Raw genomic sequence first — 15,205 nt, forward strand, 5'->3', positions numbered from 1 at the left:
CACTCCATTACAGCTGCCGGACCTACTATGAGAAGTAGTAAAAATACCGATTGAGGCCAGTGGCCGGTAGCACTCTCGACACGGGGCGTTACCACGGGATAGCGTCGGGTTAAAGGATCTTTATCCGTCTCTGGAGGTCCCCCCGATGGATGTTCCCGGCTACACCGAAATTCGGGAACTCGGACACGGCGGGACCGGGCGGGTGATGCTCGCTTTACGCACGTCCGACGGGACGCCCGTGGCGATCAAGCATCTTGCCGCGCGATTACGCGACGACGAGCTGTTCGTCGAACGCTTCCGCGCCGAGGCCGGGCTGATCCGCGAGCTCGACAGCCCGCACACGGCCCGCCTGCTCGACTACGTCGAAGGCCACGACGACGCCTGCATCGTGATGGAGCTGGTGGACGGCATCACCCTGCGCCGCCTGTTACAGCACGCGGGCGCCACCGGCCCCGAGGCGGCGCTGGCCGTACTGAAGGGCGCCCTGCTCGGGCTGGCCGAGGCGCACCGGCACGGCGTCGTACACCGTGACTTCAAGCCCGAGAACGTGATCGTCTCCCAGGACGGCCAGAGCAAGCTCGTCGACTTCGGCGTCGCCGCCCACTCCGGCGAGAACGCCCCACTCGCCGGGACCCCCTCCTACATGGCCCCCGAGCAGTGGGCGGACGCCCCGGCGGGGACGGCGTCGGATGTGTACGCGGCGGCCGTGGTGTTCTTCGAGTGCCTGTCCGGGCACCGGCCGTTCATCGCGGACAACTTCGCCGCCCTCGCCTACCAGCACCAGCACGCCGAGCCTCCGCTGGAGGACATCGAGGAGCCGATGCGGGCACTGGTCGGGCACGGCCTGGCCAAGGACCCCGCCGAACGGCCGGAGTCGGCCGAGGCGTTCCTGGCGGAGCTGGAGGAGGTCGCCGACACCGCTTATGGCACCGGCTGGGAGGTACGCGGCCGGGCCGGGCTCGGCCTGCTGACCGTCCCGCTCGCCTCTTTGCTACCTCTGTCGCGGCCGCTGCCCACGTCGGGGAACGGCGGCACGAGCCTGTTCAGCAGCGCGCTCGCGCCGGTGACCAAGTTCGCGGTGACGGGCGGCCTGGTGGTCGCGACCGCCGCCGCGGTGGCGTCGGCGTTCGTGATCTGGAACGACGCACCGCCGGACCGCCTCGCCGGGCTCCCGCCGGTCAGCGCGCCCGCCGAGTCGGCCCTGATCCCCACGCCATCCGGTACGGCGGAGCCGTCCATCCTCACCCCGGAGCCCAGCGACCTCGCCAGCCCTCCGCCCAGCACCGACGCCGCGGATCCGGTGGTCACCGAGGACCAGACCGAGCCCACCGGTACCCATGCGCAGGAGCCCATCCGCACCCGCTCGCAGGAGCCCACCCGTGGGGCGGAGCCGACGCGGACCACGCGCCCGGCCACCTCCGCACCCGCCACTTCCAAACCGGCCACCTCCAAACCGGCCACCCAGCCGCCCACCAAGCAGGCGTCGACGACGAAGCCCGCCACCAGTGAGCCCAAGCCGTCCGCCCGTCCGGCCACCACCAGCCCCCCGGACACCCAGGCCTCCGCCCCGACCAAGGCCGCCGGGCCGCTGGTCTCGGTGTCGGTCAAGGTGTCGATCGACGTACCCGTGCTCAAGGGCAAGGACGGCCTGCTCGACGTCGACCTCGGCCTCGGGCTCGGGAGTGGCCTGCTCGGCTCCGTACTGGTCCCCGGTTCCGCGCTGCTCGGCCGCCACTGGGCCGTCCGCAGAGCCAGGAGGGCCCGCTCCTCGCACACGTCGTCCTGTCCTCCACCGGACATCGACAAGCCGTGACCCGCGCCACCGTCGGACATTTCGCCCATACCAAAATTTGCTGATTTGCCGACCGATACAGGTGATCCCCTACTATCTAGCCTCGGATAGGGGGCGTACTTCTGGGCCCCGCAGTTCGGGCGAAGGAGAAGTGTGGCGGTTGCATGCCCCGCCGACCGGCGGCGCCGTCCGATCCTCACCAAAGCGCTCACCGCGATGATCACAGCGGTGTTCCTGTTAGTGAGCCTGGCCACGCCCGGACACGCGGCCCCCAAGCCGACGATCAAGCAGCTCAAGAAGGAGCTGGCCGCCCTGGGGAAGCAGTCGGACAAGCTGATCACCGAGTACTACAACGGCCGCATCGCCCACCAGAAGGCCGAGAAGGCGGAGAAGGCCGCCCAGGACAAGCTGGCCGCCGCCCAGGCGGTCTACGACCGAGAGTCGGCCGAGCTCAGGCTGATGGCCGTCGCCCAGTACACCAACGGCGGCCCCCCGAGTCCCGCCACCATGCTCTCGGCGAACGAGGACCCCTCCGCGCTCATGAGCCGCCTCGCGCTCTCCAACCACCTGGTCGATCAGCAGAGCGCCAGGCTAAGCGGCTTCGCCAAGGTCAGGGACGACCGCAAGCAGGCCGAGGAGGAGGCGGCCGCCCGCGCCAAGGAACTCGGCGACCAGGTCGCGGACCTCGGCAAACGCAAGGACAAGGCCGAGCAGCTGATCAAGAAGATCAAGGACAAGATCGACAAGCTCTACCAGGCGCCCGGTGTCCGGCGGTCGGACGGCACCTGGGTCCCGCAGCTTCCCGGGGGCTCCGACAACATCACTCCCCGGATGCGCCTGGTCAAGACCCTGGTGAAGGAGCGCTTCGCCGTACCCAATGGAATCGGCTGCTACCGGGCGATCCAGGACGGCGGCGAGCACCCGCTCGGGAGGGCGTGCGACTTCATGCTGAGTCGCGGCGGCTCGATGCCGACGGCCGCCGAGGTGGCGCGCGGCAACGAGATCGCCGCCTGGGCGATCAAGAACTCCAAGCGGCTGGGCATCATGTACATCATCTACCGCCAGCGGATCTGGCACGCCAGGACCGGCGCTTGGCGCACGATGTCAGACCGCGGTGGCACCACGGCCAACCACTACGACCACCCGCACATCTCGGTGTACTGAACGGCGCGTCCGCTGAGGATGGGTCCGGATGTCGAGAATCATGGACAAGCATCGGCCGTCGCGTTGAGTTCCGCGTATCGGGCCTGGCAATCGCGATAGAGCGGAAGCAGCCCGCGTTCCTCGGCTTCGCGCAGGGAAGGAGCGGTTCTGTCCATGTCGGAGAGAATGAATTCGTGCTCCCGCGGCCAGGGCACGTTGAGCTCTGGGTCCAGCGGGTTGATGGACACGGTCGTGCTCGGCGAATAGAGGCTGGAGCAGAGATACCAGACGGTCACCTCCTTCGTCAGCGCGAGGAATCCGGCGGCGAGCCCTTCCGCGACGTAAAGGGCCCTCCTGCTCTCGGCGGTCAGCTCAACCGCGATGTGCTCGCCGTAGGTGGGCGAGCCGATCCTGGTGTCGAGTACGACGCAGAGCATGGCCCCATGCGCGCAGTTGAAGTAGCGCGCTTGGCCCGGCAGGCCCACCACATGGAGGCCGCGTATCGTGCCGCGATAGGACCAGGAGCAGTTGACCTGCGCCACCCAGAGTGGATGACCCACTGCTTTACGGAACGCCGGCTGGCTGAATGGTTCCAGGAAAATCCCGCGCATGTCTGGATAGATTTTCTGGTCGATCACGAAGGAGTCCGCTACGTCAAGTTCTTCGATGTGCATGCCGAAAACCTCTCCCGTAGGTATGTTTCTCTGTCATGGCAATTCAAGACTTTCAGCGCGGCATTTAGCGGGCAACCCCCTAAAGCTCCCCCTAGTACCCCTGTCCATCCTTAATGCGAGCGTATTAGCCGACCTGAACAAATGCCAATGTGTTGTCCTGTGTGCGGCTTTTCTGTGCTCATGAAGACATGCGTGGCGCATCGAAATAAGACGGCTCACTACTAATGGCGGCTGATGGCATGCCGCTATTAGTGAAATTCCGCTCCCCGCAATATTCATGAGCGCGACGGGGGTCGGAAAATAACGGCACAAGGCCGCGCATGCTCTTCGTTCAGAGCCGGGCGAAAGCCCGTGAAAGCTGGGTCAGGTGCGTCAGCTCGTCCTTCATGGCCGGTAATCCGGGGCTGAGCACCGGGTCGCCGGACGTGGCCTCACGGGTGACCGCGGGTTTCACATCACCCGCCGAAGCAGGGGAAAGGCCTGGCGCCGCCGCGGTTCTCTTCGTGGCCGCGAACGTATGGAGGGCCTGGACCACGGTTTGGGCGTGCAGGGCCGGGGTCATGCCGTCATGAAACGGCCCTCCGGTATAGGACTCCAGGACCAGCAAGGAGTCACGGATCTCGATGACATAGCGATAGAGCTGGTAGCCGGCGGAGTCGCCGACGCTGGGCGGGTCACGTCTGAGTTCGGGCATGGCCGTGGTCAGCGCCGTCCACAGAGGGCGAAGGCGACGCAGCGCCCGCCGTTGGGCCACCGACCGCAGCGGCGTGGCGAGCCGCGGCCCCCAGACGCCGATGGTGGGGCCGGCCACGATCAGCGTGGTACAGGCGAGCCCGAGGTACGTCACGGCATGCGTCGACGCGCCCGGCGGCGTCGGAAGGCCGAAGTAGCTGGTCAGCGCGGTGGCGCTCAAGTAGCCCACATAGAGGAGCCCGCCGGCGTCACCGGCCGCGACAAGCCGCAACCCGAGCCGCACATATGGCTGGTGCACATAGCGCACGTATCGCCAGGTCCGGCGGAGCGTGCCGAAAAGGCCGGCGGAGATATAGGCGAGGAAGGCCAGATAGGAACCTACGATGAGCGGGTTATCGCCGTGTACGACAAGGAAGCCCGCACCGGCGTCGTCCGGCACCCCGGAGCCGAACAGCAGGACTCCCATCACCGCGATGCCGGCCGCGGCCCATAATATCTTCGCGGTGACGCCCGGCGCCCGGCCGCCCGCCGGTGACGTCAGGTAGGTCACTGTGATCCAGAACGCGCACATGGAGGCGATGGTGAAGCTGAACACCAGCCATCGTCCGAGCCCGTTGATATGGGTGAGAGTGTCGAGCCTCGGCTGGATGTCATGAAACTGCACCAGCACGCTGAGGCTGAGCGTGACGATATGGGCGGAGTAGGCCAGGTCCACTGGCGATCGACGTTTCCGGACGAGTCGGACGGCGGCCTGCACGGCAATCGTCCATATGACGGAGGCCTCCCCCCAATACAACACATCGACCACGTCAAAATCCCCTTCCGGACCCCCACGCCTGTTCGATGTTCCGGACCACCTCGGCTATTTCAGGAGGCGGTGTGGCGGCCGGCACCGTGTAGTTGCCCGGTGCCAGCACACGTGGCGCCAGAATGAGCTCGGCGAAAGCCTCCGCCGCGTCTTCGGCCGGATCGGCGTAACCACTCCTGCACAGCACGCGTTTTATCATGTCCGGGTGGAGATCCGGCAGCAGCATGCGCTGGAGCTCTTCACTCCGCCATCCGCTGTCCTGATGACCGAGCACTAGGTGACCCAATTCGTGCAGCAGGATATGGCACTCATGCAGCGGCGACGAGCTGCGCACGTAACACAAATAGTCGGTGCCGACGGCCTTGATATAAAGGCCGCACGGCGCACCGCGACGCGCCGAGATGGGAATCATCTGGATGGGGCGGCCTCGTCGCTTCTCCAGTCGTTTGATGAAGAGTTCGAGGTCGAAGGGGTCGGGGATGACTCCTTCGGCTTCCAACTCCTTGATCGACACCTGATGTGGTGTGCGCTGCTCCCTTTTCACCGCATGCCGTCCGGTACCCTCGCCATCCCACGCCCAGTGCAAATGTCGTCGCTCATGGCAAGCAGGGGCTCAATGGTCGGTCCACCTCTCCTCCTCTTCTCCTACTTGTCGCGGTGACGTTGCTCCAGCCGGGCTGTCCGCTCGATCAGCTCCTGCACCATGTCGCGCGCTTCCGGAGAGAGCTCGAAGAAGGCACGCAGATGAGCGCCCTTCATGCCCGTGTCGCGCAGCAGGGCGAGCAGTTCGACCTGGTCGCCGATCTCCTTCGAGGCCTCGTCGTCGAAGAAATAGGCCGGCGAGACCTGGAAGAAGGCGGCGAGCGCCTCGATCAGGCGCTTGGTCGGGTTGGTGGCGCGCCCGGTGGACAGCTTCCACAACGTGGTGTGGGAGACCTGTTCGCCGGTGAGCTCCTCGATGCCGGCCGCCGCCTCGGCGTAGGAGTAGGGCCCCCGGCCGGCTGGATAGACCGTCCGGAACAAAAAGTTGATCTTGTCGGCCAGGGATGGCGAGGACGGCTCGCCTTGCGACTGCCCGGTCAACTCATCCGACATGTTCTCATCCGTCATCACTCACCGCTCGGCTTCATCAACTATATTCGCAGATCTTCTCCGGCAATGGAACCTAGTTGACAGAGGGGATGCGCGTCTGCGAGTCTCCAAGAGTACTCCTCAAAGTTGATGCAGCACAGTGGCTCATCACTTTTATGCAGTCTGATGATCGTGCGCCTGGCCATGGCTGCCCGGCGGTCAGCAGGCCCATGTCGCCGCCGTACCGCAGCGCGGCGGACCACACACCCGCGCCCTGACGCAAGTGGCCGGAACCGCGGGGGTTCTTCCTTTTCCGTTTCCATGAACCTGAGGAAGGGATCGTTCCAGTGACGCCGACATCCAGCCAGCACCAGGAAACCATCGGTCAGCTCTACGACCGGACCACAGAGATGATCGAGAAGATCATGGGAGGCAGCCTGCACAATGGCTATTGGGACGACCCCATGGATGGGGCGTCGCTGGAAGCGGCCTCCGAACGCCTGACCGAGCTGATGATCGACAAGCTGGACGCGAGCAAGGGCCGGCGGATACTCGACATCGGATGCGGCACGGGCAGGCCGGCGATAGCCCTGGCCCGGACCGCCGGGGTGGATGTCGTCGGCGTGACGATCAGCGAGAGGGAAGTGGAGCTGGGCTCCCGTCTGGCGAAGGACGAAGGGCTGGCGGATCGGGTGACGTTCCATGTGGCTGACGCGCTGGAGCTGCCCTTCGAGCCGGACTCGTTCGACGGCGCCTGGCTCTTCGAGTCACTGCTGCACATGCCGGACCAGGCGCGCGTGCTCCGCCAGGCGTACTCCGTACTGCGGCCCGGCGGCGTGCTGGTCATCGCCAACCTGGTCGAGCGCGCCCCCCTTGCTGACGAGCAGCGCGGCAGACTGGAGGCCTCCTACCACGACTCCCACATTGACTCGATCATCCCGCTGCGGAACTATCCCGGCTTCATCGCGGACAGCGGACTCGCGCTGAGAGAGATCATCGACATCTCCGAACACACGATGTCTCCGACACTGCATCGCATCGTCGAGAGAATCGCCGGACTGCGTGAGGAGTTCCCAGAGTACGACGGCGTGATCGAGCCGCCGCCGTTCGTGGCCCGGCTCATCGAAACACCGGAGATAGGGTACGCGATCATCGTGGCCGCAAAGCCTGAGCGCCTGGCAGGGAGCTAAGCCTTCGCCAGGGCCGCGAGCAGGCGGTCCTCGGTCACCTCGGCGCCGTTGAGCTGCTCGCTGATCGCGCCGTCGCGCAGGACCACCACGCTGTCGCAGTTGCCCGCCAGCTCGGCCACGTCCGAGGAGATCAGCAGGATGGCCAGCCCGTCCACGGCCAGCTCGTCGAGCAGCGCCTGCATCTCCAGCTTGGTGGCCACGTCCACGCCGCGGGTCGGCTCGTCGAGCAGCAGCACCTTGGGGTGCATGGCCAGCCAGCGGGCCAGCAGCACCTTCTGCTGGTTGCCGCCCGACAGCTCGCCCGCGGGCTGCCGGGGTGAGACGGCCTTGATGCCGAGCCGCTTCATGAACGTCGCCACGATGCCGTCGATCTGCGCGTCGGAGACGATTCCGGCGCGGGACAGCCGGGGGAGCGCGGCCAGGGCGATGTTGTCGCGCACCGAGAGGGTGGGGACGATGCCCTCGGTCTTCCTGTTCTCGGGCACGAGGCCGACGCCGGCGCGGATGGCGCTCCTGATCGACCACTTGCGGGCCGCCGCCCCGGCCACGGTCACCTGGCCCGCGTCCACCGGCATGACACCCGCGATCGCCCTGGCCGTCTCGCTGCGTCCGGCGCCGAGCAGGCCGCCGAGGCCGACGACCTCGCCCGCGCGCACCGCCAGCGACACGCCGTCGAGCACGTGGTGGCGGGTGAGCCCCTTCGCCTCCAGGACGGGGTCGTCGCCTGGTTCGTCGGGCAGGGCGGCGGAGTGCGGCTCCTCGACGGGGTGGAACGGCCTGCCGAGCATGAGCGACACCAGCCGGAGTCGATCCAGTCCGGCCAGCGGGCCGGTGTGTACGACGCGGCCGTCACGCAGCACGGTGACGCGGTCGCAGACCTCGTACAGCTCCTCCAGCCGATGGGTGACGTAGACGACCGAGCGGCCCTCGTCGCGCAGCCGGGCCACCGCGCCGAACAGTGTCTCCAGCTCGGCGTGTTCGAGTGCCGAGGTGGGCTCGTCCATGATGACCAGCTTGGCGTCGGCGGTGGCCGCCCTGGCCAGGGCCACGAGCTGCCTGGCCCCCTCGCCCAGCGTGCCCAGGGGTCTGCGGACATCGGTGCGCAGGCCGTACTCGGCCAGGATCCGTCCGGCACGGGCGTTGGCGGCCGTGAAGTCGATCAGCCCGAGGCGGCCGCGCGGCTCCCGGCCGAGCAGCAGGTTGCGGGCGACGCTCATGGTCGGGACGAGGTTCGTCTCCTGGTGGATGGTGGCGATGCCGGCCCGCCTGGCCTCGGCCGGGCTGCCGAACCTGACGGGCTCGCCCAGGTAGCGCAGCTGGCCCGCGTCCGGCTGGCACACGCCGGAGAGCACCTTGACCAGGGTGGATTTGCCGGCGCCGTTGCCGCCGATCAGCGCGTGCACCTCGCCGGGGCGCACGGAGAGCGTGACGTGGTCGAGCGCGGTCACGCCCTGGAACGTCTTGAGAACTCCAGCCACCTGCAGCACGGTTGCCTCCGCCTCGATCGTGGTCGCGGCAGGAAACAATCCAGTAACAGAAGTGTCACATTCGATCAGATCCGGGCGACATGCAGCCTGACGCCCCTGCCGCTCAGTTCGTCGAGCACGTCGCCCGGGGCGCCCTCGTCGGTGACCAGGTGGTCGATCTGCTCGGCGGCGACGGTCTGCACCATCGTGTCGACGCCGATCTTGGTGTGGTCGGCCAGCACCACGACCTCCTCGGCCGCCGCGGCCAGCGCCCGGTCGACGCCCGCCACCTGCATGTTGGGCGTGGACAGGCCGCGCTCGGCGGTGAGCCCGTTGCCGGAGATGAACGCCCGGCGCACCCGCAGCCCGGACAGTGAGTGCTCGGCCGCGCTGCCCACCAGGGCCAGGATCGTGCCGCGCAGCGTGCCGCCGGTCAGCATCACCTCGATCCGCGGCGAGCCGGCCAGGACCTGGGCGACGAGCAGGGAGTTGGTCACCACGGCGAGCTCGGCGTGCCTGGTCAGGCGGCGGGCGAACTCCTGCGTGGTGGTGCCGGGGCCGATCACGATGGCGTCGCCGTCCTCGACCAGCGCCGAGGCGAGGTCGGCGATCGCGCCCTTCTCGGCGGACTCCAGCGAGACCTTGTGCGCGTAGCCCGCCTCGCGTGACAGCTCGCCGGGCAGGGTGGCGCCGCCGTGGTGGCGGTTGAGCAGGCCCTCCGACTCCAGCGCGCGCAGGTCGCGGCGGACGGTCACCTCGGAGGAGTGCACGGACTGGGCGAGCTCGCGCAAGGACACGGCGCCGTTGGCGCGCACCAATTCGAGGATGCGCTGCCGGCGTTCCGCGGCGAACACCGGCCGTCGGCCGTCGCTCTGCGTGTCGCTCACGTCCCGATCATAGTCGAATGCTCAACTCCGGCTCACCTCTGATCATATGAGAACGAATTTGATCGGAAATCTTGACCGGCTCGGTCCACGGGTGCTTATTTGGGAGCCAGACAGGGTCATAACCTGTCCGATCCTGATCGAAGGACATGCCATGCGCACCCCCGGTCTCGCCTGTCTGGTCGCCCTCCTCTTATCGCTCATCGCTGTACCCGCGCAGGCCCGGGCGCAGCCGCGGACACTGCTCGACCACGGCTCCTACCTTGAGGGATTCAACGACCCCGGCTGGTACGAGGCCAACATCCCGTTCGTCGACCTGCCCGACCAGCAGATCCAGGACGTCTACTACTACCGCTGGCGCGTCTGGAAGGAACACCTGCGCTACACCGACCCGGCGAACGGATGGGTGCTGACGGAGTTCCTCGACTGCTGCGGATACGCCGCGCCGTACCAGGCGATCAACGCCGCGGCCGGGCACCACGTCTACGAAGGACGCTGGGTGCGAGACCAGACCTACCTGGACGACTACCTCAGGTTCTGGCTGACCGGCCCCGGACAGCGCGCGCAGCAGGTCAACGCGAACGCGCCCGACTGGGCGCACGAGTACAGCTTCTGGGCCGCCGACGCCGTCCACGCCAGAGCCGAGGTGACCGGCGACTGGGCGTTCGCCAAACGCCTGCTGCCCGCGCTGATCAAGCAGTACGACGGATGGAACGGCCAGTACGACACCGCCACCGGCCTGTACTGGCAACTGCCCGTCTGGGACGCCAAAGAGCTGTCGCCCGCCTCGTACCAGAGCAGCGACACCTTCAACGGCGTCAGGACGCTCCGCCCGTCGATCAACGCCTACCAGTACGGCGACGCGGTCGCGATCGGCCGCATCGCGGCCATGGCCGGCGACCAGGCGACCGCCAGGCGGTTCGAGCAGCGCGCGGCCGCGCTGAAGCGCAACACGATCCAGCGGTTGTGGGACGGCGACCGGGCGTTCTTCTACGACGTCGTCCAGGAGAACAACCCCAGGCTGAAGATGCTCGACACGCGGGAGGACGTCGGCTTCGTCCCCTGGCAGTTCGGCCTGCCGGACGCGGCCCAGTCGCGGGCCTGGCAGCAGCTGCTCGACCCGCAGGGGTTCGCCGCGCCGTACGGGCCGACGACCGTGGAGCGCCGCAGCACGTGGTTCATGCACGAGACGGGGCAGGGCTGCTGCCGCTGGACCGGCCCGAGCTGGCCGTTCACCACCTCGCAGGTCCTCACGGGGATGGCGAACCTGCTCCTGGACTACCCGGCGCAGCCCTACGTCTCCAAGGACGACTACTACGGGCTGCTGCGCACGTACGCGCTCACGCAGTACCGCGACGGCAAGCCGTACGTGGCCGAGGCGCATCACCCTGACGAGAACCGATGGCTGTACGACGGGCGGAACCACAGCGAGGACTACCTGCACTCCTCCTACACGGACCTGGTGCTGTCGGGCCTGCTCGGCATCCGCGGCCAGGAGGGGGCCACGCTGCGGCTCGACCCCTTGGTGCCCGCCACCTGGGACCACTTCGCCGTCGAGAACGTGCCGTACCACGGGCACGACGTCACCGTGGTGTGGGACCGTGACGGCTCCCACTACGGACGCGGCGCGGGCCTGCGCGTCTCTGTCGATGGCGTCCAGGTACGGCAGGCGGACCGGGTACGCGCGCTCACCGTGCCGATCGGACCGGCCCGGCAGGACGACGGCGAGCGGCTGGTCAACGACGCGGCCAACCCGTTGCGCACCGGCTTCCCGAAGCCGATCGCCTCCTTCACCTCGCGCTACGACAACCCCTGGAGCGCGATCGACGGCAAGGTCTGGTTCGACGAGGTGCCGCAGAACACCCGCTGGACCAACTACACCTCCCCGAACGCGGAGGACTACTACGGTGTCGACTTCGGCGGCCCGACCCCCGTCGGCGACGTCCGCTGGTACGGCTACGACGACGGCGGGGGAGTGCGCACCGCCACCGCCTACCGCCTCCAGCAGTGGACGGGCAGCGCCTGGCAGGACATCCCCGGCCAGGTCCGCTCGCCGGACAAACCCCTGGGCAACGGGCTCAACCGGATCACGTTCCCGGAGATCACCACCAGCAGGATCCGGCTACTGTTCGGCGCCGAGTCGGTCGGCGTGGTCGAGTTGCAGTCGTGGAGCCGTTCCAGCGAGGCCATGACCCTGGCCGTCACGCCCGGCGAGGTCGTCCCCGGGAAGACCGGTACCGTGACGACCACGCTGGTCAATCAGGGGCGGCAGGCGCGGGACGTGGCGGTGCGGCTCCGGCTGCCCGCGGGGTGGGCGGCCAGAGCGCTCACCGCCGCCACGAAAGAGCGCCTGCAGGCAGACGGGCGCCTGGTCACGCGATGGGAGCTGACGCCCCCGGGCGGCGGGAGCCCGTGTCAACAGGCCGCACTGAGCGCCGAGGCACGCTACACGGCCGGCGCCCGCCAGCTCACCAGGGCGCGGGCGGCACTCGACCTCGTCCCCGACCCCGTCGAGCGACACGGTCTGCGCGGCGACTATTACCTCGCCTCGGCGCCCGGCGCGTTCGACTTCGGCGAGCTCAAGGCCAGTGTCGTGGACCCGGTCATCGACTTCGCCGACCTGAACCCGGTGCTCGCCAAGCTCACCGGGCGCGAGGACGACGTCACCGTCCGGTGGAGCGGACGGCTCACCGCCGGCAGCGCCGGGGACCACACGTTCTCGATCACCGGTGACAACGGCTTCCGGCTCTGGGTGGACGGCAAGGCCGTCATCGACCACTGGGTGGACGACTGGGACATCGAGCAGACCGGCGCCCCCGTCCGCCTCGAAGCCGGCCAGAGCTACGACATCAAGCTCGAATACTTCGAGCACTTCGGCGGCGCCCATCTGCAGCTGCGCTGGCAGCCGCCCGGTGCCGGCAAGGAGACCATTCCGACCTGCTCCCTCCGCCCCTCAGCGTGAAAGGACAATCTGTGCGAAAGTCACTCGCGGCTATGATCGCCGTGCTGCTGGCCGTGTTTTGGCAGGTTCCCGCCCCCGCGGGCGCCGCGGCCGAACGACATGGGCTGCGCGGCGACTACTACCTCGCCTCGGCGCCCGGCGCGTTCGACTTCGGTGAGCTCAAGGCCAGCGTCGTGGACCCGAGCCTCGAACAGGGCGACCTCAACCCCGTGTTCAAGCTGCTGGCCGGCCGGGAGGACGACGTCACCGTCCGGTGGACCGGCAAGATCCGGCCCGCCTACTCCGAGACGTACACCTTCTCGATCATCGGCGACAACGGCTTCCGGCTCTGGGTCGACGGCAAGGCCGTCATCGACCACTGGGTGGACGACTGGGACAGGGAGCAGGTGGGCACGCCCATCGCGCTGGAGGCGGGCAAAGACTACGACATCAAGGTCGAGTACTTCGAGCACTTCGGCGGGGCGAACCTGCACCTGCGCTGGCAGAGCGCCAGCCAGCCGAAGGCCGCAGTCCCGGCGGCGTCGTTCACGCTGCCGGACGGGTTCGACCCGCCCGGGCCGGCGGCCGCGTCGGTCGGCGCCTCCGGTGACCTGGCCACGCTGACGTTCGCCAAGCCCCTGGGTTCGCTGCCCACGACTCTGACCGACCACCTGGCGCTGACGGTCGCAGGCACCAAATGGCCCATAGCCTCCACGGCCCTGAAAAATCGGGACACGGTGGTGCTTAAGCTGCAATATCCGGTTCCAGCAAAGGCGGGTAACACACTCCGCGCCACCTATGACGGCACCGGCCTGAGCTACGCCGACGGCACGCCGGTGGCGGCCTTCCCGTACGCCTACGTCCTCAACGACTCCACATACATCCTCAGCACCCGCTGGTCCAAGGACGTCGACCGGAAGAATCCGCTGCCCGAGTACCCCCGCCCCCAGCTGGTCAGGGACAGGTGGCGCAGCCTCAACGGCGTCTGGCAGTTCGCCGCCGCCAAGCAGGGCGAGGCCGCCCCGACCGGCCGCGACCTGGCCGAGCGGATCGTCGTGCCGTACCCGGTGGAGTCGCAGCTGTCGGGCATCGGCCGCCACGAGGACCGCATGTGGTACCGCAGGACGTTCGAGGTGCCGCGTTCGTGGAGCGGTGACCGGCTGCTCCTGCACCTGGACGCGGTCGACTGGGACGCCACGATCTACGTCAACGGCAAGCAGGTCGGCACGCACAGGGGCGGCTACGACCGCATCACCGTGGACGTCACCGACGCGCTCAAGCGCGGCGGCCGGCAGGAACTCGTCGTCGGCGTCGCCGACCCGACCGACTCCGGCGCGCAGCCGATCGGCAAGCAGCGGCTGGACCCGAGCGGCATCTGGTACACCGCCGTCTCCGGCATCTGGCAGACGGTCTGGATGGAGCCCGTCGCCAGGGACCACATCGAGCGGGTCGACACCGTCCCCGACGTCGCGGGCCAGGCGCTGCGCGTGACCGTCCAGGGCGCGGCGGGCACGGCCACCGTGGTCGCCAAGGACGGTCACCGCGTCGTGGGCACCGTGACCGGCCCCGTCGGCACCGAGCTCAGGCTGCCGGTCCCGAATCCCAAGCTGTGGTCGCCGGACAAGCCGTTCCTGTACGACCTGAAGGTCCGCACCAAGAAGGACGATATTTCGTCCTACTTCGGGATGCGCTCCATCGAGCTGAAGAACAACCGCATGCTGCTCAACGGCCAGCCCATCTTCCAGCTCGGCCCCCTCGACCAGGGCTTCTGGCCTGACGGCATCTACACCGCCCCCACCGACGAGGCGCTCAAGTACGACCTCACGCAGACCAAGAAGCTCGGCTTCAACACCGTACGCAAGCACACCAAGGTCGAGTCCGACCGCTGGTACTACCACGCCGACAAGCTGGGCCTGCTCGTCTGGCAGGACATGCCCGCCATGTTCAGGACCAGTGACAAGCCCCAGTTCGAGGCCGAGCTGCGGGAGATGGTCGACCAGCACCGCAGCGTCCCGTCGATCGTCATGTGGGTGCCGTTCAACGAGGGCTGGGGCCAGTACGACCAGGCGCGCATCGCCGACCTGGTCAAGAGCTGGGACCCCTCGCGCCTCGTCGACAACATGAGCGGCATCAACTGCTGCGGCGCCCAGGACGGCGGCAACGGCGACGTCAAGGACTACCACATCTACCCGGGCCCCGGCGTCCCCGGAAAGCCCACCGGCACCCGCGCGGTCGTCATCGGCGAGTACGGCGGCCTGGGACTCCCGCTCATCGGCCACACCTGGTCGGGCGGCGGCTGGGGCTACGCGGTCGAGCCCGACCCGGCGGCCCTCACCACCCGCTACGTCGGCATGATCCAGGAACTCCAGAAGCTGCACGCCTGCGACCAGCTCAGCGCCGCCATCTACACCCAGACCACCGACGTCGAGACCGAGCTCAACGGCCTCATGACCTACGACAGAGCCGTCACCAAGCCCGACGTCGAGCGGGTCAGCGCCGCCAACCGGGCGCTCACCGGGCAGATCAGCCCGGCCTGCGCCTGA

General features: G+C 68.1%; 11 protein-coding genes. 5 read left to right on the forward strand and 6 right to left on the reverse strand.

The window, feature by feature from the left end; translation table 11 throughout:
- The first annotated feature begins 145 nt into the window (after window positions 1–145).
- Both AB0B64_RS34320 and AB0B64_RS34325 read left to right on the forward strand, forming a co-directional pair.
- Window positions 146–1,813: a protein kinase gene (locus tag AB0B64_RS34320; RefSeq protein ID WP_357953278.1), complete on the forward strand. Its 1,668-nt coding sequence runs from the start codon at window positions 146–148 to the stop codon at window positions 1,811–1,813.
- Window positions 1,814–1,945: 132 nt separating this feature from the next.
- Window positions 1,946–2,956, forward strand: coding sequence for a hypothetical protein (locus AB0B64_RS34325; RefSeq protein WP_357953276.1), 1,011 nt, complete (start codon window positions 1,946–1,948; stop codon window positions 2,954–2,956).
- 38 nt (window positions 2,957–2,994) lie between these two features.
- On the opposite strand, the gene AB0B64_RS34330 is transcribed toward AB0B64_RS34325, so the two are convergent.
- The 4 genes from AB0B64_RS34330 to AB0B64_RS34345 all read right to left on the reverse strand — a co-directional run bounded on the left by AB0B64_RS34330 (window position 2,995) and on the right by AB0B64_RS34345 (window position 6,205).
- Window positions 2,995–3,609, reverse strand: a complete 615-nt coding sequence (locus AB0B64_RS34330) for a dTDP-4-dehydrorhamnose 3,5-epimerase family protein (RefSeq protein ID WP_357953274.1) — start codon at window positions 3,607–3,609, stop codon at window positions 2,995–2,997.
- Window positions 3,610–3,940: 331 nt separating this feature from the next.
- A complete protein-coding gene (locus tag AB0B64_RS34335) occupies window positions 3,941–5,110 on the reverse strand; it encodes an MAB_1171c family putative transporter (protein WP_358182500.1) in 1,170 nt (389 codons plus the stop codon).
- A 1-nt stretch (window position 5,111) separates the two neighbouring features.
- Window positions 5,112–5,624 carry a hypothetical protein gene (locus AB0B64_RS34340; protein ID WP_358182502.1) on the reverse strand — a complete coding sequence of 171 codons (513 nt, stop codon included), beginning with the start codon at window positions 5,622–5,624 and terminating at the stop codon, window positions 5,112–5,114.
- Window positions 5,625–5,755: 131 nt separating this feature from the next.
- Complete coding sequence (locus AB0B64_RS34345; RefSeq protein WP_357953271.1) at window positions 5,756–6,205, reverse strand: XRE family transcriptional regulator; 450 nt, start codon at window positions 6,203–6,205, stop codon at window positions 5,756–5,758.
- 323 nt (window positions 6,206–6,528) lie between these two features.
- Between AB0B64_RS34345 and AB0B64_RS34350 the strand changes: the two genes are divergently transcribed.
- Window positions 6,529–7,371, forward strand: coding sequence for a methyltransferase domain-containing protein (locus tag AB0B64_RS34350; protein WP_358182505.1), 843 nt, complete (start codon window positions 6,529–6,531; stop codon window positions 7,369–7,371).
- Here the strand turns inward: AB0B64_RS34350 and AB0B64_RS34355 are convergent.
- Window positions 7,368–8,858 (reverse strand): sugar ABC transporter ATP-binding protein, encoded by a 1,491-nt coding sequence (locus AB0B64_RS34355; RefSeq protein ID WP_358182508.1) that lies wholly within the window; start codon window positions 8,856–8,858, stop codon window positions 7,368–7,370. The genes AB0B64_RS34350 and AB0B64_RS34355 overlap by 4 nt on opposite strands.
- Window positions 8,859–8,923: 65 nt before the next feature.
- Window positions 8,924–9,724, reverse strand: a complete 801-nt coding sequence (locus tag AB0B64_RS34360; RefSeq protein WP_358182511.1) for a DeoR/GlpR family DNA-binding transcription regulator — start codon at window positions 9,722–9,724, stop codon at window positions 8,924–8,926.
- A 151-nt stretch (window positions 9,725–9,875) separates the two neighbouring features.
- On the opposite strand from AB0B64_RS34360, the gene AB0B64_RS34365 reads away from it, so the two are divergent.
- Window positions 9,876–12,683: a PA14 domain-containing protein gene (locus AB0B64_RS34365; RefSeq protein ID WP_358182514.1), complete on the forward strand. Its 2,808-nt coding sequence runs from the start codon at window positions 9,876–9,878 to the stop codon at window positions 12,681–12,683.
- Between the two features lie 11 nt (window positions 12,684–12,694).
- Window positions 12,695–15,205 (forward strand): PA14 domain-containing protein, encoded by a 2,511-nt coding sequence (locus AB0B64_RS34370; RefSeq protein WP_358182517.1) that lies wholly within the window; start codon window positions 12,695–12,697, stop codon window positions 15,203–15,205.

The sequence above is a fragment of the Nonomuraea sp. NPDC049129 genome (genome assembly GCF_040648495.1).
Taxonomy (GTDB): Bacteria; Actinomycetota; Actinomycetes; order Streptosporangiales; family Streptosporangiaceae; genus Nonomuraea.

Coding starts and splice junctions, on each gene's coding strand:
- AB0B64_RS34320 (WP_357953278.1), top strand. CDS start 146: ATGGATGTTCCCGGCTACACCGAAATTCGGGAACTCGGACACGGCGGG.
- AB0B64_RS34330 (WP_357953274.1), bottom strand. CDS start 3,609: ATGCACATCGAAGAACTTGACGTAGCGGACTCCTTCGTGATCGACCAG.
- AB0B64_RS34365 (WP_358182514.1), top strand. CDS start 9,876: ATGCGCACCCCCGGTCTCGCCTGTCTGGTCGCCCTCCTCTTATCGCTC.
- AB0B64_RS34345 (WP_357953271.1), bottom strand. CDS start 6,205: ATGTCGGATGAGTTGACCGGGCAGTCGCAAGGCGAGCCGTCCTCGCCA.